The 24,801-nt window shown below is 68.5% G+C and carries 22 protein-coding genes and 2 tRNA genes; 10 read left to right on the top strand and 14 right to left on the bottom strand.

From position 1 onward, the window contains the following. The first annotated feature begins 68 nt into the window (after positions 1–68). From CYJ26_RS08930 to pknB, 4 genes are read left to right on the top strand one after another with little or no spacing between them, the layout of a single operon-like run. Positions 69–1,595: an FtsW/RodA/SpoVE family cell cycle protein gene (locus CYJ26_RS08930; protein WP_048684943.1), complete on the top strand. Its 1,527-nt coding sequence runs from the start codon at positions 69–71 to the stop codon at positions 1,593–1,595. Then, on the top strand, positions 1,592–3,085 hold the full coding sequence (locus CYJ26_RS08925; RefSeq protein ID WP_006547823.1) for a peptidoglycan D,D-transpeptidase FtsI family protein: 1,494 nt from the start codon (positions 1,592–1,594) through the stop codon (positions 3,083–3,085). Before CYJ26_RS08930 ends, CYJ26_RS08925 begins: the two co-directional genes overlap by 4 nt. After that, on the top strand, positions 3,082–4,320 hold the full coding sequence (locus CYJ26_RS08920; protein ID WP_034234872.1) for a serine/threonine-protein kinase: 1,239 nt from the start codon (positions 3,082–3,084) through the stop codon (positions 4,318–4,320). Before CYJ26_RS08925 ends, CYJ26_RS08920 begins: the two co-directional genes overlap by 4 nt. Beyond that, positions 4,317–6,278 (top strand): Stk1 family PASTA domain-containing Ser/Thr kinase, encoded by a 1,962-nt coding sequence (pknB, locus tag CYJ26_RS08915; protein ID WP_101638295.1) that lies wholly within the window; start codon positions 4,317–4,319, stop codon positions 6,276–6,278. The genes CYJ26_RS08920 and pknB overlap by 4 nt, the downstream gene beginning before the upstream one ends. A gap of 229 nt (positions 6,279–6,507) precedes the next feature. Here the strand turns inward: pknB and CYJ26_RS10755 are convergent, their stop codons facing one another. Both CYJ26_RS10755 and CYJ26_RS08910 read right to left on the bottom strand, forming a co-directional pair. Next, on the bottom strand, positions 6,508–6,663 hold the full coding sequence (locus CYJ26_RS10755; RefSeq protein ID WP_006547827.1) for a hypothetical protein: 156 nt from the start codon (positions 6,661–6,663) through the stop codon (positions 6,508–6,510). Continuing rightward, positions 6,663–7,421 (bottom strand): class E sortase, encoded by a 759-nt coding sequence (locus CYJ26_RS08910; protein WP_101638294.1) that lies wholly within the window; start codon positions 7,419–7,421, stop codon positions 6,663–6,665. The genes CYJ26_RS10755 and CYJ26_RS08910 overlap by 1 nt, the downstream gene beginning before the upstream one ends. A 383-nt stretch (positions 7,422–7,804) precedes the next feature. Here CYJ26_RS08910 and CYJ26_RS08905 point away from each other — a divergent pair, with 383 nt between their 5' ends. Beyond that, the gene (locus tag CYJ26_RS08905; protein ID WP_006547829.1) at positions 7,805–8,146 is read left to right on the top strand and encodes a cell division protein CrgA; all 342 of its coding nucleotides are present in this window, start codon (positions 7,805–7,807) and stop codon (positions 8,144–8,146) included. A gap of 63 nt (positions 8,147–8,209) precedes the next feature. Here CYJ26_RS08905 and CYJ26_RS08900 read toward each other — a convergent pair whose 3' ends face one another. After that, positions 8,210–9,070, bottom strand: coding sequence for an aldo/keto reductase (locus CYJ26_RS08900; RefSeq protein WP_024035377.1), 861 nt, complete (start codon positions 9,068–9,070; stop codon positions 8,210–8,212). Positions 9,071–9,769: 699 nt separating this feature from the next. Beyond that, the gene (locus CYJ26_RS08895; protein WP_034234881.1) at positions 9,770–10,399 is read right to left on the bottom strand and encodes a hypothetical protein; all 630 of its coding nucleotides are present in this window, start codon (positions 10,397–10,399) and stop codon (positions 9,770–9,772) included. Between the two features lie 176 nt (positions 10,400–10,575). Here CYJ26_RS08895 and CYJ26_RS08890 point away from each other — a divergent pair, with 176 nt between their 5' ends. Both CYJ26_RS08890 and CYJ26_RS08885 read left to right on the top strand, forming a co-directional pair. Then, on the top strand, positions 10,576–11,097 hold the full coding sequence (locus CYJ26_RS08890; protein WP_006547833.1) for a peptidylprolyl isomerase: 522 nt from the start codon (positions 10,576–10,578) through the stop codon (positions 11,095–11,097). Between the two features lie 110 nt (positions 11,098–11,207). Beyond that, positions 11,208–12,056 (top strand): rhomboid family intramembrane serine protease, encoded by an 849-nt coding sequence (locus CYJ26_RS08885; protein ID WP_006547834.1) that lies wholly within the window; start codon positions 11,208–11,210, stop codon positions 12,054–12,056. 604 nt (positions 12,057–12,660) lie between these two features. On the opposite strand, the gene CYJ26_RS08880 is transcribed toward CYJ26_RS08885, so the two are convergent. From CYJ26_RS08880 to dnaA, 10 genes are all read right to left on the bottom strand, one after another. After that, positions 12,661–12,736 (bottom strand) — tRNA-Ala (locus CYJ26_RS08880). Between the two features lie 37 nt (positions 12,737–12,773). After that, the gene (locus CYJ26_RS11150; protein ID WP_006547835.1) at positions 12,774–12,896 is read right to left on the bottom strand and encodes a hypothetical protein; all 123 of its coding nucleotides are present in this window, start codon (positions 12,894–12,896) and stop codon (positions 12,774–12,776) included. 27 nt (positions 12,897–12,923) lie between these two features. Then, positions 12,924–13,000, bottom strand: a tRNA-Ile gene (locus tag CYJ26_RS08875). A 49-nt stretch (positions 13,001–13,049) separates the two neighbouring features. Further along, complete coding sequence (locus CYJ26_RS08870) at positions 13,050–13,520, bottom strand: DUF3566 domain-containing protein (RefSeq protein WP_006547836.1); 471 nt, start codon at positions 13,518–13,520, stop codon at positions 13,050–13,052. Next, entirely contained in the window at positions 13,517–16,099 is a 2,583-nt protein-coding gene (gene gyrA, locus CYJ26_RS08865; RefSeq protein WP_006547837.1) for a DNA gyrase subunit A, read from the bottom strand. Before gyrA ends, CYJ26_RS08870 begins: the two co-directional genes overlap by 4 nt. A gap of 81 nt (positions 16,100–16,180) precedes the next feature. Beyond that, positions 16,181–18,199, bottom strand: a complete 2,019-nt coding sequence (gene gyrB / locus CYJ26_RS08860) for a DNA topoisomerase (ATP-hydrolyzing) subunit B (protein ID WP_034234912.1) — start codon at positions 18,197–18,199, stop codon at positions 16,181–16,183. A 283-nt stretch (positions 18,200–18,482) separates the two neighbouring features. Beyond that, positions 18,483–19,133 (bottom strand): DciA family protein, encoded by a 651-nt coding sequence (locus CYJ26_RS08855; protein WP_244902057.1) that lies wholly within the window; start codon positions 19,131–19,133, stop codon positions 18,483–18,485. Continuing rightward, a complete protein-coding gene (gene recF / locus CYJ26_RS08850; RefSeq protein WP_101638293.1) occupies positions 19,120–20,349 on the bottom strand; it encodes a DNA replication/repair protein RecF in 1,230 nt (409 codons plus the stop codon). The genes CYJ26_RS08855 and recF overlap by 14 nt, the downstream gene beginning before the upstream one ends. A gap of 32 nt (positions 20,350–20,381) precedes the next feature. Continuing rightward, on the bottom strand, positions 20,382–21,515 hold the full coding sequence (gene dnaN, locus CYJ26_RS08845) for a DNA polymerase III subunit beta (RefSeq protein WP_006547841.1): 1,134 nt from the start codon (positions 21,513–21,515) through the stop codon (positions 20,382–20,384). A gap of 476 nt (positions 21,516–21,991) precedes the next feature. Beyond that, positions 21,992–23,569, bottom strand: coding sequence for a chromosomal replication initiator protein DnaA (gene dnaA, locus CYJ26_RS08840; RefSeq protein WP_034234889.1), 1,578 nt, complete (start codon positions 23,567–23,569; stop codon positions 21,992–21,994). Between the two features lie 338 nt (positions 23,570–23,907). On the opposite strand from dnaA, the gene rpmH reads away from it, so the two are divergent. The 3 genes from rpmH to yidD are packed head-to-tail and all read left to right on the top strand — an operon-like array spanning position 23,908 to position 24,728. Beyond that, positions 23,908–24,045, top strand: a complete 138-nt coding sequence (rpmH, locus tag CYJ26_RS08835) for a 50S ribosomal protein L34 (RefSeq protein ID WP_006547843.1) — start codon at positions 23,908–23,910, stop codon at positions 24,043–24,045. A gap of 3 nt (positions 24,046–24,048) precedes the next feature. Further along, a complete protein-coding gene (rnpA, locus tag CYJ26_RS08830; RefSeq protein ID WP_081449130.1) occupies positions 24,049–24,423 on the top strand; it encodes a ribonuclease P protein component in 375 nt (124 codons plus the stop codon). Then, positions 24,420–24,728, top strand: coding sequence for a membrane protein insertion efficiency factor YidD (yidD, locus tag CYJ26_RS08825; protein ID WP_034234900.1), 309 nt, complete (start codon positions 24,420–24,422; stop codon positions 24,726–24,728). The genes rnpA and yidD overlap by 4 nt, the downstream gene beginning before the upstream one ends. Positions 24,729–24,801: the final 73 nt, after the last annotated feature.

The following is a 24,801-nucleotide window of genomic DNA, read 5'->3' as shown; positions in this document are numbered from 1 at the left end:
CAGCAATGTCCTCCTCTGAGCTCGCTGCCGGCTCCCCTGCAACGACCCCCGCGGCCTCCTTCTCACCCATGACCCGCTCCGGCCGCTGGGCCGAGGCTGGCCTGCTGGTGCTGTCCCTGGCCCTGGGCCTGGGCGGCTACGCCCTGACGGCGCTCAACCGTTCCGGCTCCTCCCCCGCCCAGCTGCTGCCGATCGCTGGCGTGGTTGTGGTCATCACTGCCCTGGTGCACCTGTGGGTACGCCGCACCGCCCCCTGGGCCGACCCGACCCTGCTGCCCATCGCGGTGGCCCTCAACGGCATCGGCCTGGCCATGATCCAGCGCCTGGACCTGTCCTACGAGCGCCTGGGCGAGGCCCACGGCTTTTCCGTCAGGCAAGCCATGTGGACCGGGCTAGGAGTCCTCCTGTTCTGCCTGGTGCTGCTCATGCGTGACTACCGGCTCCTGCGCCGCTGGGACAGGTGGGCCATGGCCGGCGGACTGGTCTTCCTCGTGCTGCCCTTCGTGCCGGGCCTGGGCACGGAGATCTACGGCGCCCGCATCTGGATCCACGTGGGCCCCATGTCCTTCCAGCCCGCTGAGCTGACCAAGGTGCTGCTGGCGATCTTCTTCGCCTCCTTCCTGGTGGCCAACCGGGACAACCTGGCGCTGGCTGGGCGCCGGATCCTGGGCCTCAACCTCCCGCGAGCGCGTCACCTGGTTCCCCTGCTCGTCGTGTGGGGCGTCTCCATCGCCGTGCTCGTCCTCCAGCGCGACCTCGGCTCCTCGCTGCTGCTGTTCGGGTTGTTCGTGGTCACCCTCTTCGTGGCCACGGACCGCCCCAGCTGGCTGATTATTGGCGCCGCGCTGTTCGCCCCCGCCGCCTGGTTCGCCGCCACGCACCTCACCCACGTCCAGCAGCGCTTCTCCGCGTGGCTGGACGCCATGGACCCGGAGGTCTACAACGCTCCCGGCGGCTCCTGGCAGCTGGTCACGGGCCTGTTCGGCATGGCCTCGGGGGGTCTGCTGGGCACCGGCTGGGGCCAGGGCTACCCCAACCTCGTCACCTTCGCCAACTCGGACTTCATCGTGGCCTCACTGGGCGAGGAGCTGGGGCTGACGGGCACGCTCGCCCTGCTCATGCTCTACCTCATCCTGGTCCAGCGCGGCCTGCGTACCGCGATGCACCTGCGTGACGGCTTCGGCAAGCTGCTGGCGGTGGGACTGTCCTTCACCATTGCCCTGCAGGTCTTCGTGGTGGTCGGCGGCGTCACGCGCCTCATCCCGCTGACCGGCCTGACTACGCCCTTCCTGGCCTACGGCGGCTCCTCCCTCATCGCCAACTGGATCATCCTGGCCCTGCTGGTGCGCCTGTCTGACGCCGCGCGGCGCCCGGTGACCTCCGCCCCGCGCATCATCGACACCGCCGAGCTGCCCAGCTCCATCCGCCGGGCCGTCCTGGACGCTGAGACCGCCGAGACCGCCACGTCAGCCAAGGAGACCGCGTCAGCCAAGGAGACTAAGGCCGAGCCGGCTACCGGTACCTCCTCGGCCAGCGGCCCGCAGGCCTCGCAGGATGACCAGCCCACCACCATCGTGAAGGGAGCCAGGCCGTGAACCGTCAGATCCACCAAGTCACCGTCCTGGTCCTCATCATGTTCCTGGCGCTGTCTGCCTCGCTGACCTCGGTCCAGGGCCTGGCCCGCCCGGCCCTGTGGGAGTCCTCCTCCTCGCAGGGCACACTGACCACGGACTCGCGCAATTCACGCACCGTCTACGCCGAGTTCGGCACCGACCGCGGGCCGATCATCGTCGGCGAGGAGACGATCGCTGACTCCGAGCCCTCTGATGACGCCTACGCCTACCAGCGCACCTACGCCAACGGCCCTCTCTACGCCCCCCTGACCGGCTACTTCTCCACCTACTTCGCCTCGATGACCGGGCTGGAACGGGCTGAGAACTCCGTGCTCAACGGGCAGGACCCCTCGCTGCTGTCCTCGCGTATCAAGTCCCTCATCACCGGCGGCACCCAGCAGGGCGGCGCCTTGGAGCTGACCATCGACCCCCAGGTCCAGCAGGCGGCCTGGGACGCCCTGGGCGGCCGGCGCGGCGCCGTCGTCGCCCTGGACCCCGCCACCGGCGCGATCAAGGCCCTGGTCTCCTCCCCCTCCTACGACCCCAACCTGCTGGCCTCCCATGACGGCGCCACCGCCCAGGAGGCCTGGGACGCCCTGACCGCGGACAAGTCCAAGCCGCTGACCAACCGGGCCATCGCCGGGGACCTGTACGCGCCGGGATCAACCTTCAAGGTGCTCACCGTCGCCGCGGCACTGCGCGCCGGCAAGGCGACTGCGGACACCGAGGTCGCCGCCCCGGACACTCTCACCCTGCCCCAGACCAACCACGCCCTGTCCAACTACGCAGGGGAGTCCTGCGGCAACGGCACGGTGACGCTGGCCTACGCCTTCGCCCACTCGTGCAACACGCCCTTCGCCCAGCTGGCGATGGACGTGGGCGACGACGCCCTGGGCCAGGAGGCCCGCGCCTGGGGCTTCGACTCCTCCCTGTCCATCCCGCTTTCCGTCACGCCCTCGACCTACCCGGCCAACTCCTCGGCCGCGCAGACGGCCATGGCGGGAATCGGCCAGGCCTCGGTGCGCGCAACCCCGCTCATGATGGCGATGGTCGCCTCCACGATCGCCAACAACGGGGTGCAGATGAAGCCGTACCTCGTCTCCCAGACCCTGGACTCCGACCTCAACGTCGTGTCCACCACCACCCCGACCTCCCTGCGCACCCCTATCAGCCAGGACACCGCCTCCCAGCTCTCCGCTCTCATGCAGCAGGTGGTCTCCGAGGGCACCGGGACCTCGGCCCAGGTGGCCGGGGTGAGCGTGGCCGGAAAGACCGGCACCGCGGAGACCGGCTCCGAGACCGGCGGCCCGGTGACCTGGTTCATCGGCTTCGCGGGCACGGACATCACCAAGCCCTCCATCGCCCTGGCCGTCGTGCTCGACGGCGGGGAGCAGACCGCGAGCTCGGGTACCGGCGGCTCCGTGGCCGGCCCGATCGCGGCCTCAGTCATCGACGCGGCGGTGGACCAGTGAGACCACACGTCGGGATGGAGCTCCAGGGGCGCTACGAGCTCGTCGAACGCATCGCCCTGGGTGGCATGGGTGAGGTCTGGCGCGCCACCGACCTGCGCTCGGGGCGCGCCGTGGCCGCCAAGATCCTGCGCCCTGAGCTGACCGGTGACGAGATCTTCCTGTCCCGCCTGCGCGCGGAGGCCGCCAACTCCCGCGGCCTGCGCCACCCCAACCTCGCCGTCGTCCTGGACTCCGGTGAGCGCGACGGCTCGGGCTGGATCATCATGGAGCTGGTCCAGGGCCGCGCGCTGTCTGACATCCTGTCCGAGCAGGGCACCATGCAGGCCGCCGAGATCCTGCCGATCCTGGCCCAGGTGGCTCGCGCGCTCCAGGTGGTCCACGACGCCGGCGTCGTCCACCGCGACGTCAAGCCCTCCAACATCCTCATCAACCGCGAGGGCCTGGCCAAGCTGACCGACTTCGGCATCTCCACCGGCGTCCACCAGCGTCCGCTCACCGCCACCGGCATGGTCATGGGCACCGCCCAGTACCTGTCCCCCGAGCAGGCCATGGGCCATATGGCCACCCCCGCCGGTGACCTGTACGCCCTGGGGGTCATCGCCTACGAGGCCCTGGTGGGCCACCGGCCCTTCACCGGCGCCACGCAGGTGGATATCGCCTTCGCCCACGTCAACCAGCCGGTCCCGCCGCTGCCCGACGCCACCAACCCTGAGGTCCGCGAGATCGTCATGGAGCTGCTGGCCAAGGACCCCGGCGCCCGTCCTCGCTCGGCGCGCGAGGTCGCCCGCCGCCTGGACCGCATCGTCATCCACCTGCCCAAGGAGTCCTGGGACCCGCGTGGGCAGCTGTCGTGGGTGGCCACCGGCCGCCCTTCCTCCCCGCCCAGGAACGACGGCGCCGCCACCACCGCCCCGCCCTCGCGCCCCGGCGCGCGCCGACGTCGGGAGGCCACCGCCGGCACCCGCGTGCCCACCCGGCAGATCCCCGCGGCCTGGCGCACCCGCAGCGCCGTCGCCGCACGCACGCGCACCGAGGCGGCCCTCGATGAGCCGGCTCCGCGCCATTCCAGCGGCAACGGGCTGCTCGGCCTGCCCACCCGGATCTCGGCGCTCATCGTCCTCGGTCTCGTCGCCGCCCTTGTCCTCATCATCACGATCGGTACCCTGGCCACAGCACACAGCGCTCCAGGGTCCGGCGCTACCTCATCTGTCACGTCACCGAAGGAGGCACTGTGACCGGCCAATTTCCTCAGGTCCTCGCGGGCCGTTACGAGATCCGTGAGCTGATCGGCCGCGGCGGCATGGCCGAGGTCCACCTCGGGTACGACAAGCGCCTGTCCCGCATCATCGCGATCAAGCTGCTGCGTTCTGACATCGCCGGCGACTCCACCTTCCAGGCCCGCTTCCGCCGTGAGGCGCAGTCGGCTGCCGCCCTCAACCACCCGGCGATCGTGGCGGTCTATGACTCGGGTGAGGAGGAGCTGACCGCGCCGGACGGCTCGGTCCACTCCGTGCCCTACATCGTCATGGAGTACGTCGAGGGGCACACCGTGCGCGAGCTGCTCGGCGAGGGTGAGGCCGTGCCGATCTCCGAGGCGGTGGAGATCGTCACGGGCGTGCTCGACGCCCTGGAGTACTCCCACCGCGCCGGAATCGTCCACCGTGACATCAAGCCCGGCAACATCATGCTCACCTCCACCGGCGCGGTGAAGGTGATGGACTTCGGCATCGCCCGGGCAATCGAGGACTCCACGGCCACGGTCACTCAGACCCACGCCGTGGTGGGCACCGCCCAGTACCTGTCCCCCGAGCAGGCGCGCGGGGAGATCGTCGACGCCCGCAGCGACCTGTACTCCACCGGCTGCCTGCTCTACGAGCTGCTGACCGGCGTGCCCCCCTTCACCGGGGACTCCGCCGTCGCCATCGCCTACCAGCACGTGCGCGAGGTGCCGCGTCCGCCGTCGTCCATCGCCGCCGACATCCCCGAGTCCCTGGACCGCGTGGTGCTCAAGGCCCTGGCCAAGAACCGCGACGACCGCTACCAGGACGCCGCTCACATGCGCGCCGACCTGCTGGCCGCCGCCCGTGGTCTGCCCGTGAGCGCGCCGACCACGGACACCTGGAACCAGTCCACCACCGTCCTGGATTCCGTGCCCGCGCCGGCCACCACCACGATCCCGGCGGCTCCTGCGCCGCTCGACCTGCCGGGTGAGGAGGAGGACGAGGAGCCACGCACGCGCCGGCCCTGGTGGATCTGGCTGCTCATCGTGCTCATGATCGTGGGCCTGGGCACCGTGATCGGCCTGGCCGCCTCCGGCTACTTCTCCGGATCGGACCCCGATCCCTCAGCCACCGCGACCGCCACGAGCGCTCCCGTGCCGGACGTGAAGAACATGACGGAGGCCGAGGCCAAGCGCGCCATCGAGGACGCTGGCCTGGTCTACCGCCGTGGCGACGACGTCGCCTCGGACAACATCGGGGAGGGCCTGGCGGTCTCCTCGGATCCCGGTGCCGGGACCTCCGCGGTCCTGGGAGCCCAGGTCACCGTCCACTTCTCCTCCGGCTCGGCCATGGTCGACGTCCCGGACGTGTCCGGCAAGACGCAGGACGAGGCCAAGCAGGCCCTGGAGGAGGCCGGCCTCAAGGTCGGCAACGTCACCACCGAGGACTCGGGCACGGTGGACAAGGACAACGTCATCCGCACCGACCCCGTGGCGGGCACCTCCGTCTCGCGCGGAGAAACGATCGACCTCGTGCTCTCCACCGGTCAGACCGCCGTTCCTGACGGCCTGGTGGGACTGACCCAGGAGCAGGCGCGTTCCGCCGTGCAGGAGGCCGGGCTCGCGGTGGGCAACGTGACCCAGGAGGAGTCCACGGACTACGCCGCCGGTCAGGTCATTCGCACGGATCCGGGCACGGGTGTGAGCGTGCAGCGCGGTAGCGAGGTGGCCCTCGTAGTCTCCTCCGGCGCGCCGACCACCGCGACCGTCCCCTCCAACATCCTGGGCATGACCGGTAGCCAGGCCGTGGCCGCGCTGCAGTCCGCTGGCTTCACGAGCATCACGATCCAGGGGCCGGACGACGGCGTCGTGACCTCCGTGAGCCCGAACCCAGGCTCCGTGCTCGGCAAGGACACGGCGATCACCGTCACCACCTCCTCCGACTCTCGGGCGACCGGCCGGCCCAGCTCCTGAGGTCCTGAGGCTGAGCTTGTGAGGTCCTGAGCTCTGAGGCTCCTCAGGTCGAGATTCTGCGGGTCCGCCCGCGAGGAGACACTGAAAGGCCCCCAGCGTGATGCTGGGGGCCTTTCAGTAGGTCTGCACAGCGGCAGCTGGGGGCTCAGCGGGCTCGCGGTCTTTGAGCCGAGCGGCCCGTTATGCGCTGGACGCCAGCCGGCTCCGCCGCGGGTCAGCGAGAACCGGGCTAGACGGTCGCGTTACCGGACAGGTGCCAGGTCTCGTTGGCCCAGGGGAAGACCACCTGGAAGAGCAGCAGCACCACGGCCGCGATGAGGATGAGCGCCTCGAAGAACTTCAGCCAGCCCGGGCCGGGAAGGTGTCGCCAGATCCATCCGTACATCAGTTGACCTCCGGGTCGTTGAGCACCGAGGCGGGACGACCCTCGGAACGTGGCATCCAGTAAGAGAGCTTCGCGTGGACGATCCACCGGTGGTCGTTGCCCCACTCGCCGGTGGTCAGGGAGTGGCAGCTGGTCAGCGTGATGTACCGCTCGGTCGGCGCCACGCTCGGGTCACCGGGGACCGGGGCGATCACCTCCACCGCCTCAGGCAGGACGATCTCGTGCGAGGTCACCGTGTAGACGTACCACGTATCCTTGGTGGCGACGATGATCTCGTCGCCCTCCTCCAGCAGGTCAATCCGCCGGAAGGAGTTGCCGTTGGTGCGGCGGTGGCCGGCGATGGCGAAGTTGCCGACCTCGCCGACCTGCTGGGTGTCCGTGTAGTGGCCGGCCGCTGCCTGGTCGAGGACGTCAGCGCCGGTGCCCTCCTGGATCGGCATGTTGTTGTTCGTGATGCCGTACCACTTGGGGACGATCAGCATGCCGATGGTCTGGCCGTAGCCCACCTGGGCGGGCACCGGGGGAGCGTCCGTGTGCTTGGTCCCCTCCACGCGCGGGGACTCCACCTGGGTCTGCTGGAAGGCCGCCTTGTGCTCGTTGGCGAGCTTGGTCGCCCCGATGCCGGTCCACCACAACTGCCACACGAGGAAGAGGGCAATGACGAGCCCCGCGGTGATGAGGAGCTCTCCGACGCTTTGGATGGCGACGTCGAGCGACCCGCGCTTGCGGGCACGCTGGTGGCGACGGCGAGACGACATCTGGCCTCCTGGATAGGTGTTCCGCCCGTCAGTCTAGGGGCCCGAGACCGCGATATCGGCCGCCGCCACGTTGCGTGAGACTCATTCCGGGCCCGCAGGAAACCTACCACCACGTCTGCTGACCGCCGTCTGACTGTCACCTGGCTGTGCGCCAACGATGCGCAGGCTCGGAGCCGCTGCTGGCCCACCGGCGGCGTTGCGGGCCGGCAGTCCTCGGGGACAGGCCCAGATGGCGGCCCCGGGGCGACCAAGGCCACGACGTCGTGACCAACAGGCCGCCTGGCGCGTTCAGGCCCGCGGCCGGGATGGCCTAGGCTGTGCACGGACCATGCTGAAAACACGCGACCGGGTTGCCCGGTCGTCCTGTCTGCGAGGAGACCCGCGTGAGCGAGAAGAAGAAGGACCCGGCGCGCTCCGGCAACCCGGCCAAGGCTGCGGCTGCGGAGCGTGAGCGCCTGGAGGCCTCGCGCGCTGCCGCCAACCGGGTCTCGCGCGTCCCCACCAAGGTCAAGGAGACCGGCTCGCCGCGCTGGTACGCCCCCACGATGGTGGGCCTGATGTGCGTGGGTCTGCTGTGGGTGGTAGTCACCTACCTGTTCAAGGGCCAGTACCCGATCCCCTACTTCACCGCCCACCACGCCAGCGACTGGCTGGTCAACGGCAACCTCTACATCGGCTTCCTCATCATCATGGCCGGGTTCCTGGGGCTCCTGCGCTGGAAGTGAGCGTGAGGGCGCGAGCCGCCCTGCGCCGTCGGCCCTGAGCGCGGTAGCGGCGCAGTAGCGGCGCTAGAGCTGCATCGTGTCCGGGTGGGATCCGGTGCGGTGGCCGCGCTCCAAGGAGTCCAGCTGCTCCATCTGCTCGGCACTGAGGCTGAATCCGAAGACCTGCGCGTTGGCGCGCAGACGCTCGGCGTGGACGGACTTGGGGATGACCACCAGCCCATGCTGCAGGTGCCATCGCACCACCACCTGGGCGGGGCTGACCTCCAGCTCACGTGCCACCGCCTGGACCACCGGGTCACTCACCATGAGGCCGCGGGCCAGCGGCGACCAGGACTGGGTGACGATGCCGAGCTCCTCGTGCACAGCGCGCATCTGGCGCTGCTGAAGGTAGGGGTGGATCTCGATCTGGTTGACGGCCGGGACCACACCCGTGGCCTCGATGATCGTCCTGAGGTGGTCCGCCTGGTAGTTCGAGACGCCGATGGCGCGCACGCGCCCGCTCTCGCGCAGCCTGATCATGGCTTCCCAGGTTCGCTCCAGCGAGAGCCCGGGGGCCTTGGCTAGCGGCCAGTGGACGAGGAAGAGGTCGAGGACCTCCAGACCCAGGCGCTCCATGGTCTCCTCGAAGGTTCGAGCTACGTCCGCAGGCGCGTGGTGGGGGTTGTCCAGCTTGGAGGTCACGAAGAGCTCCTCGCGCGGCAGGCCAATCGCCGCTATCGCGCGTCCCACACCGGCCTCGTTGCCGTACATCTGGGCCGTGTCCAGGTGGCGGTAGCCAATCTCCAGGCCCTGCTCGACCACGGGCTGGACGGCGTCGTCGCTGATCTTGTACGTACCCAGGCCCAGCTGGGGCATGAGGACGGGGGAGCCCTCGGTGGCGGCGTGGGTCAAGGGAATCATGGCGGCGGGAAGCGCGTGGGTCATGAGCCAAGCCTAGGCGTGGCTCGTGCCCTCGTATCGCGCACCAACCCCATTCCTGGCGCTATCCCTTCGCGCCGTCCGCTACCCCATCCTGCCCGTCGCCGTCCTCTCCTGCCCGTCGCCACCTTCTCCTCCCCATCACCACCCCCTCTTGCCCACCAACCCCGTCGTCACAGCTACCTCTCCCCCACCATCGCTATCCCTCGGCGTCGTCCGCCACCCCATCACGACCACCGACCTCCGATTGCACGGCCCAAACCCACTCCCGCCGCTACCCACTGCCCACCTTCGCCACCCCCTTCTGACCATCGCTACCTCTTCGCGTCGTCCGCTACCCCCTAGCGCGCGCTAGGGGGTAGCAAAGGAAGCGAAGGGGTAGCGACCGTGGCGTAGGGGTAGCGAAGCACCGGCAGGGGTAGCGGCTGCGTGCAGGGGCCACGACCGCGACGCAGAGGTAACGACGGGCTGGCACAGATGGCAACCGCAGGGGAGAGGCAGCAACCGCAGGGCGGGGCGGGGTCAGCAAAGGGCGGGCCGCGGCGCCAGCACAGGCAAGAGACAGGCCTCAAACAGGTCTCGGGCCGGTACGTCCATGCGTACCGGCCCGAGACCGTGAGAGAACAGGCACCTGAACGCGCCAGGCTCGTCTCGCCCTATGACCCCGTGGGCCGCGTGGTGAACAGGCGCGTGCGCACGCCAGGCTCAGTCCTCGACAGCGTCCTTGAGGTCCTCGACAGCGTCGGCCGCCTTGTCCTTGAGCTCCTCGGCCTTGTCCGCGGCAGCCTCAGCAACCTCGGTAGCCTGGTCCTTGACGTCCTGGACAGCCTCGGCGGCGTCGAAGTCGTCAGAGTCGGCCCAGTACTCCTCGGCCCACGGGTCCTCAACGGGCTGGCTGCGACGCCACACCACGTAGGCCGCGGCAGCAGCACCAGCAGCCAGGGTGGTCCATCCCAGGCACTTGAGGAAGCGGTGGGACTTGCGGGGCTTGGGAGCCTCGACGGCGGCCAGGCGGGCGGCCTCAGCGGCGCGCTGAGCACGCTCGGTCACGGTGCCGGGCGCCTGAGCAGCAGCCTGAGCGGCCGACGCGGCGCGCTGGGCACGCGGCAGGTAGTCCTCGACCACGCGGGTGCGAGCCTCTGTGTAGGCCGGCTCCAGGCGCTCCTGAGCGCCGGCGGCCACACGAGCCAGGTCCTTGCGCGCCTTGACCACGTGCGGGGCAACCCACTCGGCGGCGCGCTCAGCCTGCTCGGCGACGTTCTCCGCGAATGCGGCAGCCTCCGCGCGCAGCTGGTCAGTGTCAAGGTTCTTCTCGATCTTCTTCTTGAAAGCCACGGCTTCTCCTAGCTGAGAGAGACATCGGTCATGCACATGATGACTGAAGCCTATGGTCCCACTCCTGGCCGGCAGCCGCCTGAGAACGGTCACCTTGTTTTGCCTGGGGTGAACACTGTGCCTCCATCTGGGGTCATCGGTCCATGACGCCGCGCCCGCGTGCAACGATGTGGCCCATGGAAGCGACACTGCACACCAACCTCGGCGACATTCGCCTCGAGCTCTTCCCCGAGCAGGCCCCTGAGACCGTCTCGAACTTCGTGGGCCTGGCCACCGGCGAAAAGACCTGGACGGACCCGCGGACCGGTGAGGAGTCCAACGCTCCTCTGTACGACAACGTCATCTTCCACCGCGTCATCCCCGGCTTCATGATCCAGGGCGGTGACCCGCTGGGCACCGGCACCGGCGGCCCCGGATACGTCTTCGACGACGAGATCGACGCCTCGCTGACCTTCGCCTCCCCCTACGTGCTGGCGATGGCCAACGCCGGGCGCCGCTTCGGCAAGGGCACCAACGGCTCCCAGTTCTTCATCACCACCGGTCCCACCGAGTGGCTCCAGGGCAAGCACACGATCTTCGGCACCGTGGCGGACGAGGCCTCGCGCAAGGTGGTCGACGCGATCTCCGCTGTCCCCACTGACCCGCGTGACCGCCCGCTGGAGGACGTCGTCATCACCTCGGTGACGGTCCAGAAGTAGCTGCGACTGACCGTGTGGGGCCACCACAGGCGTGCCCACTGATCTTGAGCCGACGCCGTCGGACCAGCCGGTCCGACGGCGTCGTCCACATCTGACCGAAGGAGTCGTCCATGAGCCAGGACCTTCCCGCCGCCTCCAGCGCCAACGGCACTCAGCCGGTGTGCCCACGCCACCCTGACCGGGTTTCCTACGTGCGCTGCCAGCGCTGCGACCGGCCGGCCTGCCCACAGTGCCAGGTGCCCAGCGCCGTCGGCATCCACTGCGTGGACTGCGTGCGTTCGGCCGAGCAGCGGCGGCGTCCCACGCGCACGGTGCTCGGGGCAGTGGCAGTGCAGGACGCGCGCATCACGACCGGGCTGATCGCGGCCTGCGTGGTCGTCTACGTGATCCAGATGCTGCGCCCTTCCCTGACCACGGACTTCGGCTTCGCGCCCGTGGTCGCGCTGTCTCAGCCCTGGCGGTTCCTGTCCACCGCCTTCCTCCACGGCTCGCTCATGCACCTGGCTTTCAACATGTGGGCGCTGTGGGTCTGTGGCAGCGCGCTGGAGCCTTTGCTCGGGCGCTGGCGCTTCGCCGCGCTCTACGCGCTGTCCGCCCTGGGAGGGTCGACGGCGATCTACCTGCTGTCCTCACCAGGCTCGGCATCCTGGATCACGCTCACGGTGGGAGCCTCAGGTGCGGTGTTCGGGCTGTTCGCGGCCGTATTCCTCATCCAGCGGCGCTTTGGCCGGGACACCTCCGCGATCCTCGGTCTGCTGGCGGTCAACCTGGTCATCTCGGTGCTTGGGGCTGGGATCTCCTGGCAGGGGCACCTGGGTGGCCTGCTGACCGGCCTGGCGGTGGCCTCCCTGTACGCCCGGGCGCCGCGCCAGCGCCGGAGCGCCGTGGCCGTGTGGGGGAGCGTGGGAGTCGCGCTGGGGCTGGTAGCACTGATTGCGGTGAAGTACCTCCTCGTGTGACTCGGTTCTGCGATCGAAGGGCTCGGGCGCCTCGTGGCGTCCGAGCCCTTTTTCTCAGGCGCCGTCACTCGTCCCCCACGTTATCCACAGGCCAGCCGAAGCACAGCGATGTTATTCCTCCACATCTGTGGGTAACCCTGTGGAATGACATTCGTGTAGTTCTCCACAGGCCTTTCCACAGCTGGGGACAATTGCGAGTGATGACGCCTCGAGAATGACAAGAATCCCTCGAGCCACAGCTGGGGACGGCGTGGAACCACAGCAGTGCACAGTGTGGATGACGAACTGCTCCCCCCATCACTTCAGGCCGTCAACAGTCGCAGTCAGTGCGCACCGGAGCCACGATCCCCCAACTTCCCGTCACTTCAGGTCCTTAACAGTCGATCCCTATGCTCCCCGGGATGGAATCGACTGCCGCGGGCCTCAACCGAGCAAAATGGGGCGGGCACCGGGGTGTTCAGAGCCGGGGACCGACTGCCGCGGGCCTCAACCGAGGGAAAAGGGAGCCGTGAGGACGCCACGCACGGGCGAGATTTGGCTGTTCCGACTGTTCCGGGCCTGAAGCGACGATCCCCCGGAACCTCAGCGGGCCGGGGGATCGTGGTGGTGGAGCCAACGGGACTCGAACCCGTAACCCCCTGCTTGCAAAGCAGGTGCGCTACCAATTGCGCCATGGCCCCGATGTAGTTGTCGCAGCGATCCCGTGCCTGGCCGGACTCAGTCGACCTCAGTCCACGGCGCCCGGATCATCCGCTCTGACTCGTACCTGAGCCAGGCGGCGTAGCCCGCCCCGGCCAGGGACAAGAAAACCGCGGCTAGCACGAGCGGCCGGTTCCTCATGAACCCTCCTCATCGTTCCACCGCGGGTGGTGGGCCTAGCTGGACTCGAACCAGCGACCTCATCCTTATCAGGGATGCGCTCTAACCAACTGAGCTATAGGCCCTTGCGACCGGAAGAGATTAACCCACCCGATCTCAGGTGGCCAAATCCAATCACTCGTCTGCCAGTGTGAGATGAACCCCACCGACGAGTGCCGCGGTCACGTTGTAGAGGAAAGCGCCCACGGTCGCCAGCGCCGTGGTCAGGATGATGTTGATGACGGCGATGATCGTCGCCATGGACACAGCCCGGGAGAACTTCATGTACTCCAGCAGCGCGGTGAAGGAGTTCGACTCCGACTCCATCACCGTACCCACCAGGTTCTGGATGGTGGAGAACACGTGCATGGCGTCGAGCATGAACCACACGAAGGCTGCTGCCACCACGAGCATGATGCCCCCGGCCACGCTCAGCAGGAAGGCCACCTTCATCACCGAGAAGGGGCTGACCCGGGTCAGGGCCAGTCGCACCCGGCGCGGACCGGTCACCGTAGGCTTGGTCGATGAGCTCGGCATCTGGGCGATGTCGGCGCTGTCTGCCGTGCCGGACTCACCGGCAGGGTGGCGGGTTTCCGGCTTGCTCATGCCTGGTCCTCACTCTCGTCGTCCTCGCTCAACGCTACCGCGTCCTGAGCCTGATCCGCAGGAGCGGCAGGCTCGTCGTCGCCGTCAAGCTCGCGCTCGGTGTTCCGGGCGACGGCGATGATGCGGTCGCCGTCGTCGGGCTTGGCAAAGGTGACGCCCTGGGTGTTGCGGCCGGTCACCGAGACCTCGTCCACACGGGAGCGCACCACCTTGCCCGACTCCATGATGCACAGCACCTCGTCGCTGGGCGCCGTGACCAGCGCGCCCACAAGGTCGCCGCGCTCCTCCACCAGGTTGGCAACCTTGACCCCCAGGCCGCCACGGCCCTTGGTCGGGTACTCAGCCACGTTGGTGCGCTTGGCGTAACCGCCCTCAGTGACCACGAACAGGTCCGCGTCAGTCCACTGCGGGTCGACGACGTCCATCGCCAGCAGCCAGTCGCCGTCACGGAACCGCATACCGGTCACGCCGCTCGTGGCGCGGCCGGTGGGCCGCAGGACGTCGTCGGAGGCGTGGAAGCGGGCGGACTGGCCGTGGCGGGAGACCAGCAGGAGGTCCTGGCCCTCGGACAGCAGCCGCGCCGAGACGAGCTCGTCAGGGTTGCCATCCGCGTCCTCACGCAGGTTGATCGCGATGACGCCGCCGGAGCGGTTGGAGTCGTACTCGCTCAGGCGCGTCTTCTTCACCAGGCCACGCTTGGTCGCCAGCACCAGGAAGTCGGCCTGCTCGTAGTCCTTGAGCTCCATGACCTGGGCGATCTCCTCGCCGGGCTGGAAGGCCAGCAGGTTGGCCACGTGCTGACCCTTGGCGTCACGCCCGCCCTCAGGAAGCTCGTAGGCCTTGGCCCGGTAGACCCGGCCGAGGTTGGTGAAGAAGAGCAGCCAGTGGTGGGTGGTGGTGACGAAGAAGTGGTCGACGACGTCGTCCTCACGCAGTGCAGCGCCCTTGACGCCCTTGCCCCCACGGTGCTGGGAGCGGTAGGCGTCAGTACGCGTGCGCTTGGCGTAGCCCGAGCGCGTGATGGTCACGACCACCTCTTCCTCGGGGATGAGGTCCTCCATGCTCATCTCGCCGTCGAAGGGCACAATACGGGTACGCCGCTCGTCGCCGTACTTCTCCACGATCTCAGCCAGCTCGTCGGAGACGATGCCGCGCTGGCGCTCGGGGGAGGCGATGATGTCCTTCAGGTCCGCGACCTTGGCCTGCAGCTCCTCGGCCTCCTGCTGGATCTTGAGGCGCTCCAGGGCAGCCAGACGGCGCAGCTGGAGGGCGAGGATGGCGTCAGCCTGAACCTCGTCCACGCCCAGCAGGCCCATGAGGCCCCCACGGGCCTCGTCAGCCGTCTGGGAGCGGCGGATGAGGGCGATGACGGCGTCCAGGGCGTCCAGGGCCTTGAGATATCCCTCGAGGATGTGCAGGCGCTCCTGCGCCTTGCGCAGGCGGAAGCGGGAGCGGCGCACAATGACGTCGATCTGGTGGTTGACCCAGTGGCGCACGAAGCCGTCCAGGCTGAGGGTGCGCGGCACGCCGTCAACCAGGGCGAGCATATTGGCCGGGAAGTTGTCCTGGAGCTGGGTGCGCTTGTACAGGTTGTTGAGGACCACCTTGGCCACGGCGTCGCGCTTGAGCACGATGACCAGGCGCTGACCGGTGCGGCCCGAGGTCTCGTCACGGATGTCAGCGATACCGCCGACCTGCCCGTCACGCACGAGCTGGGCGATCTTGTCCGCAAGGTTGTCCGGGTTGACCTGGTATGGCAGCTCGGTGACCACCAGGCACTGGCGTCCCTGAATCTCCTCGACGTTGACCACCGCGCGCTGGGTGATCGAGCCGCGGCCGGTGCGGTAGGCGTCCTCGATGCCGCGCCGACCCAGGATCGTGGCGCCGGTGGGGAAGTCGGGGCCGGGGATGCGCTCGATGAGCGCCTCCAGCAGCTCCTCGCGCGAGGCGTCAGGGTGCTCCAGGAACCACTGGACACCGCGAGCGACCTCACGCAGGTTGTGAGGCGGGATGCGGGTGGCCATACCCACCGCGATGCCCTCGGAGCCGTTGACCAGGAGGTTGGGGAAGCGGGCCGGCAGGATGGTCGGCTCCTGGTTCTTCCCGTCGTAGTTGTCCTGGAAGTCGACGCTCTCCTCGTCGATGTCGCGGACCATCTCCATGGCCAGCGGCGCCATCTTGCACTCGGTGTACCGGGGCGCGGCCGGCCCCAGGTTGCCGGGGGTACCGAAGTTGCCCTGGCCGGCCACCAGCGGGTAGCGCAGCGACCACCACTGCACCAGGCGCGCCAGGGCGTCGTAGATCGCGGCGTCGCCGTGGGGGTGGTAGTTGCCCATGACCTCACCGACCACGCGGGAGGACTTGGAGAAGGAGGAGGTGGGGCGGTAGCCGCCGTCGTACATGGCGTACAGGACGCGGCGGTGGACGGGCTTGAGGCCGTCGCGCACGTCCGGCAGCGCACGCCCCACGATGACGCTCATGGCGTAGTCGAGGTAGGAGCGCTGCATCTCCATCTGGAGGTCGACCGGCTGGATGCGGTCGTGGGTCTGCTCGCTGATCGGGGTGGTCTCGTCGCTCACGGGTTTCCTTTGCTGGTCAAGTCAGGTCTGGTCTCTCGACGCCGCATCTCGCGGTGACCGGGTCGGTCACCTGGCTGCGGGCTAGATGTCGAGGAACCTCACGTCAGCGGCGTTGCGCTGGATGAAGGAGCGACGCTGCTCGACGTCGTCTCCCATGAGGATGGAGAAGGTCTCGTCCGCGTCCGCGGCCTCATCGAGGGTGACCTGTTTGAGGATGCGGGCGGCGGGGTCCATGGTGGTCTCCCACAGCTCGTGGTCGTTCATCTCACCCAGACCCTTGTAGCGCTGGATGCCGCCCTCCTTGGGCAGACGGCGACCGGCCTCGGCCCCGGCCCGGAGCAGCTGGTCGCGCTCGGCGTCGGAGTAGGCGAACTCGTGCTCGGCGTTGGACCACTTCAGGCGGTACAGCGGGGGCATGGCGATATAGGTGTGACCCTGCTCGATGAGGGGACGCATGTAGCGGAAGAGCAGCGTGAGCAGCAGGGTCGCGATGTGCTGGCCGTCGACGTCGGCGTCGGCCATGATGACGATCTTGCCGTAGCGCAGCTTGGAGATATCGAAGTCCTCACCGATACCAGTCCCAAAGGCGGTGATGAGGGAGCGGATCGTATCACTGGACAGCGCCCGGTCCAGGCGCGCCTTCTCCACGTTGAGGATCTTGCCTCGGATCGGCATGATCGCCTGGTGCTCGGGGTCGCGCCCACCCACGGCGGAGCCACCGGCCGAGTCACCCTCGACGATGAAGATCTCGCACTCGGCGGCGTTGCGCGAGGAGCAGTCACGCAGCTTGCCGGGCATCGAGGCCGACTCCAGCACACCCTTGCGACGGGTGGCCTCGCGGGCCTTGCGGGCAGCCACGCGCGCGGCCGCGGCCTGGCTGGCCTTGGTGATGACGGCCTTGGCGTCCGCCGGGTGGGAGTCGAGCCAGTCACCCAGGCGGTCGTAGACGGTCTGCTGGACGAAGGTGCGGGCCTCGGTGTTGCCCAGCTTGGTCTTGGTCTGGCCCTCGAACTGAGGCTCGGAGAGCTTGACGGAGATGACGGCGGTCAGGCCCTCGCGGATGTCGTCACCGGTGAGGTTGTCGTCGCGGTCCTTGATCAGGCCCTTCTCGCGCCCGTACTTGTTGATGAGCGTGGTCAGGGCCGTGCGGAAGCCCTCCTCGTGGGTACCGCCCTCGGTGGTGTTGATCGTGTTGGCGTAGGTGTGGACGGACTCGGAGTAGGCGCTCGTCCACTGCATGGCGATCTCCAGGCTGATGCCGTGGGTCTCGTCCAGGGCCTTCTCCGCCTCGAAGTCGATGATCTCGGGGTGGATGAGCTCGACCTTCTTCGACTTGTTGAGGAAGGCGACGTAGTCGTGCAGGCCGTTGGCGTAGCAGTAGGAGACCTGGCGCTTGCCCTTGACCGGGTCGTCGGCGGTGCCGGCCTCGTCCCCGGTGATCTCGTCGCCGTCGTCGTTGACGCCCTCGCGCTCGTCAGTCAGCGTGATGCGCAGGCCCTTGTTGAGGAAGGCCATCTGCTGGAACCGACGGCGCAGGGTCTCGTAGTCGAACTGGACCGTCTCGAAGATCTCGGGGTCGGGGTAGAAGATCTGGGTGGTCCCGGTGGCCTCAGTCTCCTCACCCATGACGAGGGGGGTTTTGGGGTGGCCGCCGTCGCCAAAGCTCATGCGCCACACGTGGCCCTGGCGGCGCACCTCGGTGTCCACGCGGGTGGACAAGGCGTTGACCACCGAGATACCCACGCCGTGCAGACCGCCGGAGACGGCGTAGCCACCGCCTCCGAACTTGCCGCCGGCGTGCAGGACGGTCATGACCACCTCGACGGTGGGCCGGTGCTCGGTGGGGTGCTCATCCACCGGGATACCGCGGCCGTTGTCAACGACCTTGAGCCCGCCGTCGGCCTGGATGGTGACCTCGATGTGGTCACAGAAGCCGGCCAGGGCCTCGTCCACGGAGTTGTCGACCACCTCGTAGACGAGGTGATGCAGACCGCGCTCGCCGGTGGATCCGATGTACATACCCGGGCGCTTGCGCACCGCCTCCAGGCCCTCCAGCACCGTGATGTCACTGGCGCCGTACTCGCCGCTCGGGTGGCCGATGTGGGCCTCGGCCCCGGCCTCAGGGGTGGTCACAGGCTGGTCCTGGTCAGACACGTGTCAGCTGCTCCTCGTTCTGTGCGTCGATGGCAGACAGGACCTCTCATAAGCGCCGTGATGCGGATGAGATCCGCGGCATGTAGGTGGGTACCTGCGCAAGGTTCGCGACGCACCTTGGGCTATTCCAGGGTCATTCTAGCGTGTCCAGCCCTCGAAGCCTCATTCCTGCGGACGAGCACGGCACGTGGGAGGGGTCACGCTGAGCGTGCCGACGGCACCCCCGGCCTCACCCGTAGGTATCACGCGGTCCACGCCCGCCCCGTGCCCCACCAAAACGGCCATGGCGCCAGCTGGGCGTGCCGGGCCCGAGGATGCGGATCTCGACGGCGGGTGCCCGGCGCCCAGGGTAGAGCCTCTCGAGCTCGTGTGCCACGGCGGCGCTGATCGAAGGCATCATGAGGCGCAGCTGCTGGGCCCAGGCGCTGGAGGAGCTGCGAATGTCCAGCCGCCCCTCCTCGAAAGAGACCACCTCGGCGTGATCGGCGATCTGGGCGCCCACGATCCGCTCCCAGGCCACCACCACCTGCGCCATGGCCAGCTTGCCGGCCCATCCGCGCTCGGCGACGGCGCGCGCCAGCTCACGCTTGCCGGTGCGCGGGTCAAAGCGCGTAGGTCCGGGACGGTCCCGGCCCGGCGCCAGGCCCGGTCCACGGTCCATCTCCGGATCCTCCTCGCCCCGGCTCACTCGCCGCCCGCGCGGGGCGTCCCAGGCGGCCACACCGTCCGGGGAGGTCTCGGCCCGTCGCAGCGAGCTGCGAGTCACCCCACCCGCCCAGGCCATCTCCTGAAGCCGGGCCAGTTGGGCCAGGGCGAGCGCGTCGCCGTCGTCATCACTGGCCGGGCCGGGCGCGGGCGAGGTGGACTCAGAGCTGGTCACGGCTGATCCTGGACCCGGCCACGCTCAGGCGCGTGCCGTCAAGCTCGCCAGGAACGTCCTGCGGCACCGCCGCAGTGACGAGGACCTGCTGGGCACCGGCGACCGTTTGCGCCAGGGCGCGACGACGCTTGTCATCCAGTGAGGCGAAGACGTCGTCAAGGATGAGGACCGGCTCGCCGTCGCCGCCGTAGGCGGCCACGTCGTGGCGCAGCATCTCGTAGGAGGCCAGGCGCAGGGCGAGGGCCAGCGACCACTGCTCGCCGTGGGAGGCAAAGCCCTTGGCCGGCATACCGGACAGGAACAGGCTGAGCTCGTCACGGTGAGCGCCCACCAGGTTGGCGCCACGATCGATCTCGCGAGCGTGGAGCTGACCCATGGCAGCCTCCAGGCGCTCGGCCGTGGAAGCCTGGTCCAACAGCTCGGCCTCGCCCGGTGGCCAGGACTCCTCCTGCCCGGGGGTGATGGCGCGCGGATCGGGGTCCGCCATCCCTTCGTGGGCCAGGAGGCTAGAGCGATAGGCCAGGTGCACCGGTGACTGCGCCTGGCTCACGGCCTCGTAGGCAGAGGCCACCCAGGGCCGCAGCCTGCGTACGACGTCGACCCTGGCGGCGATGAGCGTGGCCGCGGCGGCAGCGAGCTGGGCGTCCCAGACCTCGAGGGTGGAGAGCATCGAGGCCGTTGACCGGCGCGCCGCACGCGCCGACTTCAGCAGGCTGGCGCGCTGGGCGAGGATCTTGTCATGCTCGGTGCGTACGCCGGCCAGTGAGGGACGCAAGGTCACCGCGAGATCATCGAGAAAACGACGCCGTACCCCCGGCTCCTCACGCACGAGGCTGAGGTCCTCGGGCGCGAAGATCACCGTGCGCAGCACCCCGAGGAGCTCTCGAGGCCGCACTGGGCTGCGACCCAACCGAGCGCGATTGGCCTTGCCGGAGATGAGCTCCATCTCCAGCACGGTGGGACGCTCGCCGTGGACCACCTTGGCCCGTAGGACCGCACCGGCTGGCTGTGGCTGCCCAGGCTCGGCACGACGAATGAGCGCCGAGTCCGCACCGACCCGGTGGCTGGTGAGGTTGGACAGGTAGCCAACGGCCTCAACGAGGTTGGTCTTGCCCTGGCCGTTGGAGCCGATGAAGGCGGTGACGCCTGGCTCCAGGGAGAGCACAAGGTGCTCGTAGGAGCGGAAGTCGTCCGCAGACAGGTCTGAGACGTACACGAAGTCACCCTGTGCCCTGGCTGGGCTTGGTCTCAGGCTCCGAAGCGGATGGGCATGATGAGGTAGCGGAAGGACAGGTCCTTCTCGCCCCCGATGGAGTCCACACCGGTGAGCACCGCAGGCTTGGAGGGGTGGGTGAAGTCCAGGGTGACGTAGGGCTGGTGGATGGCGCCCAGACCGTCCAGCAGGTAGCCGGGGTTGAAGGCGGTGGAGATGTCCTCACCCTCCAGGTGCGCTACCAGCTGCTCGGAGGCCTGGGCGTCCTCGCCAGCGCCGGCGTCCAGGGCCAGGCTGCCCTGGGTGAAGGACATGTGGATCGGGGTCGAACGGTCTGCGACCAGGCTGACGCGGCGCACGGCGGCCATCAGCTCCTCGCGGCCGACTGTGGCGTGAATCGAGGTCTCCTCGGGAAAGAGTCGCAGCACCGGCGGGTAGTCGCCGTCGGTCAGCAGGCTCGTGGTGCGCCGGCCCCCGGCCTCGAAGCCGATGAGACCGGAGGTGGTGGAGCCGGCCTCCGTCAGGGCCACGGTGACGTCACCGGTGGAGGTCAGGGACTTGGCGACGTCGGAGAGCGTGCGGGCCTTGAGCAGCGCGTGGGTGGACAGGGTCTTGTCCTGGCTGGCCCAGGTCATCTCGCGCACGGCCAGGCGGTAGCGGTCAGTGGCCATGAGGGTCAGGCGGTCGCCGTCGACCTCCATCTGGACGCTGGTGAGCAGCGGCAGGGTCTCATCGCGTGAGGCAGCGATCGAGACCTGTGCCACCGCCTGAGCCAGGTCATGGGCGTCGACGGTGCCCGCGGTGGAAGGCATGACGGGCAGCGTGGGGTAGTCCTCGGCAGCCATCGCAGCCAGGGCGAAGCGGGAGGAGCCACAGCTGACCGTCACCTTGGTCCCCTCGACCTCGAGGTCCACGGGCTTGGAGGGCAGCGCCTTGGCGATATCAGCCAGGAGTCGGCCGGAGACGAGGACGACGCCCTCCTCCTCGACCTCGGCAGGAATCTCGCAGTGAGCCGAGACCTCGTAGTCGAAGGAGGCGAGGACCAGCGAGGCGTTCGAGGCCTCCAGGCGCACACCGGCGAGAACAGGTACCGGGGGGCGGGCCGGCACCGAACGGGCGGTCCAGGTCACGGCCTCGGCGAGGACGTCGCGGTCAACCCTGAGCTTCACAGTGCACTCCTGTCTGCGTTCATGCAGTCCTAGCCAGCAACGAGGAGTGGCCCTCAGAAGAGGCAGGACGATCCGTATGGAGTCTAGACGCATGAGGACCAGGCGCGTCGAGTCCGCGGCGAGGAGGGGTAGCAGGCCGCCAGGTCGGCGCGGAGCGGGGCGTGGACCATGTTGGCAGTGCGGGGAGGGATGAGATGAATTCTTGGTTCGTAGGGTTGTTAGGAGATGTGAATTCTGGGGAGAACCACATCTTTTCTTGTCATTTCAGTCCCGGCGGGTGTGGAACCACAGATGTGTAGTTCGGTGGAGCGCTACCGCGATTGGTGGACGGTTCTAGACGAATGACAGTTTTGTCCCCAGAAGGGCCTGGAACTGTCTACATGAGGATGGGGACTTGTCCACGCCCTGTCCACGGGTTCGTCCACAGGGTCTGCGGGCAGCACAAGACCCCGCTCGTGGCAGGACCGTGAGCCTGGTCAGCGGCGGGGAGCCAGAGCAGCCTGCTTGATGCGGCTGGTCAGCTCGTTGACCTCGTTGAAGGTCTCGCGGCGCTCACCCATCTGGGTGGTGATCTTGCGGTGGGCGCTCATAACGGTGGTGTGGTCACGTCCGCCGAACTCGCGTCCGATATTGGGCAGCGAGAGCTCGGTGAGCTCGCGGCACAGGTACATCGCGATGTGGCGGGGGTGGACAAAGTTCTTGCGTCGGCTCTCACCGCACAGGTCGTCGATCGTCATGTCGAAGTAGTCGGCGACCTGACCCATGATGAGACCGGAGGTGATCTCTTCGCCCGTGGGATCGGTGATGACGTCCTTGAGCGCCACCTCAGCCAGGGTGCGGTCAATGGGCTGCTTGTTGAGGGAGGCGAAGGCCGTCACTCGTACCAGTGCGCCCTCGAGCTCGCGGATGTTGGTGGTGACTCGGCTGGCGATGTACTCCAGGACGTCCTCGGTCACCGAGATGCCGTCAGCGCGAGCCTTGAGGGTCAGGATCGCCTGACGGGTCTCCAGGTCCGGCGGCTGGACGTCGGCGACCAGTCCCTCCTGGAAGCGGGAGATGAGGCGGTTGTTGAAGCCCTTGAGCTCCAGGGCAGGCTGGTCGGAGGTGAGCACGATCTGCTTCTCCGCGATGCGCAGGGCGTTGAAGGTGTGGAAGAACTCCTCCAGCGTCTGCTCCTTGCCCTCGAAGAACTGCACGTCGTCCACGAGCAGGATGTCGACGTTGCGGTAGCGGTCCTTGAAGTTGCGCATCTGGCCGTCGGCGACCGAGGCGATGAAGTCGGAGACGAACTCCTCGGAGTTGACGTACTTGACGGTGATACCCGGGTAGAGCTTGCGGGCGTAGTGGCCGATGGCGTGCAGGAGGTGGGTCTTGCCCAGTCCGGAGCCGCCGTAGATGAACAAGGGGTTGTAGGCGCGGCTGGGAGCCTCGGCCACGGCCGCGGCGGCGGTTCGCGCCAGGCGGTTGGACTTGCCCTGAACGTAGGTGGCGAAGGTGTAGCGCGGGTTGAGGCGAGAGTCGTCAACCACCTCGGCTGCCGGCAGCGTCGCCGTGGGGTGGAGGGGCGGCACGTAGCCGGTGGAGGACGACGGCGTCGCTGGCGCTGGATGGTCTTCGCCGGGGCCGTCGGGGGAGAGGGCGGAGGGAGCCTCGACGGCGGGGGCCGCGTCAGCCAGGGAGACGGGGTCCTGTGAGGCGGGTGCGTCGTCGGTGGGCTGGGCGCCGGAGGTCGGAGCCTGAGCAGGCTCGGCTGCTGCCTCGGTGGAGTCTGGCCAGCGGTCCGAGGAGTGGCTGGAGGACTCCTGGGCGGGGTCGATCGTCACCTCAAAGGTGACGGGTCGGCCCCAGACCTCGGCAAGTGCCCGGGCGATGACGGCGTGGTTCTTGTCAATGATGTCGCGGGGCAGGGCGAAGCCGACCACGAGGACCAGGACGTCGTCGACGTCGATGACGCGGGTCATGCGCAGCAGCGCGATCTGGCCTCGGCCGAGCTCCTGCCGGGTGGCGAGGAGGTTGAGGGCGGACTCCCACCGAGTGGTGGCGACGTCAGTCACGACGTCCTCCTCGTCTGTGCGCGCGAACTGGAACGGTGGTGGTCGGGACCCTGCCGAGCAGGAAGGACACCACCGAGTAGCCCATCATGATCGTTGCTCACAGAGTTGTCCACACCGGCGGCGCAGCCTGTGATCATCACAGGCCTGTCAGGCCACGAACGTGGCCGGTTTCTCAGTGTGAAGACCTGCAATTCGTTTGACCCTGCGGGAAGTCCAACCGTATCGTGGTGAGGACGTTCGTGTGGAGTCACGTCCCGGTCCATGGGGCAGCCAGCACGAGCGACAGTGCCGCGAATCCCGTGATGCACTGTTCCGATCATCCGACCAGGAGTACACCCGTGAGCAAGCGGACCTTCCAGCCGAACAACCGTCGTCGCGCCAAGGTGCACGGCTTCCGCACGCGCATGAGCACGCGCGCTGGCCGCGCCGTCCTCGCGTCTCGCCGTCGCAAGGGCCGCGCGCGTCTCGCTGCCTGACACGTGCTCCCCGCCGCGCACCGGATGCTGCGGAGTGAGGACTTCACGACCGCGGTGAGGTCGGGTGCGCGCGCAGGCAGCCGCAGGCTCGTCATCCACTACAGCGCCGGCGAGGCCGGGGACACGACCCCGGCCCTCGTCGGCGTCGTCGTGCCTAAGAAGCAGGTGGCCAAGGCAACGCACCGCAACCGGATCAAGCGTCGCGTGCGTGCGCTCATGCGCGATCGGGTGGCTGGCCTGGAGCCGGGCGCCAAGATCGTGCTGCGAGGCCTGGCCGGTGCGGACGGTGCCACCAGCCAGGAGCTGGCCGCCGATCTCGATCGGCTGCTGGAGCGCGGTCGCTCCGGGAAGCCACGGCGCCAAGGTCGTGGGTCATGAGCCCCAGGCGTCAAGGCCTGGGAGCACGTGTGTTCCTGGCGGGGGTTCGCTTCTACCAGCGTTGGGTCTCCCCGGCGCTGCCGCGCCGGTGCCGTTACTACCCGACCTGCTCGGCCTACGCCGTCGAGGCGGTCCAGGTGCACGGCGTGGTCAAGGGGATCGTGCTGACGCTGTGGCGTCTGATGCGCTGCAACCCCTTGACGCGCGGGGGAGTGGATCACGTGCCGGAGCCCGGCCAGTGGCACTATCGCTACCCCCACGACATCCCTCGACCCGAGGCAGGTGCGGCGACGTCGTCGCTCTGACCCAAGCCGTGGCCGGTCCATCCGGCCGGTGGCCGCATGACACTGGCGGCCACGCCCCATCACAAGGAGTGCA

Origin of the sequence: Actinomyces urogenitalis, from assembly GCF_002861525.1 — a bacterium.
Taxonomy (GTDB): domain Bacteria; phylum Actinomycetota; class Actinomycetes; order Actinomycetales; family Actinomycetaceae; genus Actinomyces; species Actinomyces urogenitalis.
Note: the sequence above shows the minus strand (reverse complement) of the source record. Positions and strands in the feature narration are given on the sequence as shown.

Coding starts and splice junctions, on each gene's coding strand:
- CYJ26_RS08930 (WP_048684943.1), top strand. CDS start 69: ATGACCCGCTCCGGCCGCTGGGCCGAGGCTGGCCTGCTGGTGCTGTCC.
- CYJ26_RS10755 (WP_006547827.1), bottom strand. CDS start 6,663: ATGTACGGATGGATCTGGCGACACCTTCCCGGCCCGGGCTGGCTGAAG.
- CYJ26_RS08910 (WP_101638294.1), bottom strand. CDS start 7,421: ATGTCGTCTCGCCGTCGCCACCAGCGTGCCCGCAAGCGCGGGTCGCTC.
- CYJ26_RS08900 (WP_024035377.1), bottom strand. CDS start 9,070: ATGACCCACGCGCTTCCCGCCGCCATGATTCCCTTGACCCACGCCGCC.
- CYJ26_RS08890 (WP_006547833.1), top strand. CDS start 10,576: ATGGAAGCGACACTGCACACCAACCTCGGCGACATTCGCCTCGAGCTC.
- CYJ26_RS08885 (WP_006547834.1), top strand. CDS start 11,208: ATGAGCCAGGACCTTCCCGCCGCCTCCAGCGCCAACGGCACTCAGCCG.
- CYJ26_RS11150 (WP_006547835.1), bottom strand. CDS start 12,896: ATGAGGAACCGGCCGCTCGTGCTAGCCGCGGTTTTCTTGTCCCTGGCC.
- CYJ26_RS08870 (WP_006547836.1), bottom strand. CDS start 13,520: ATGAGCAAGCCGGAAACCCGCCACCCTGCCGGTGAGTCCGGCACGGCA.
- yidD (WP_034234900.1), top strand. CDS start 24,420: ATGAGCCCCAGGCGTCAAGGCCTGGGAGCACGTGTGTTCCTGGCGGGG.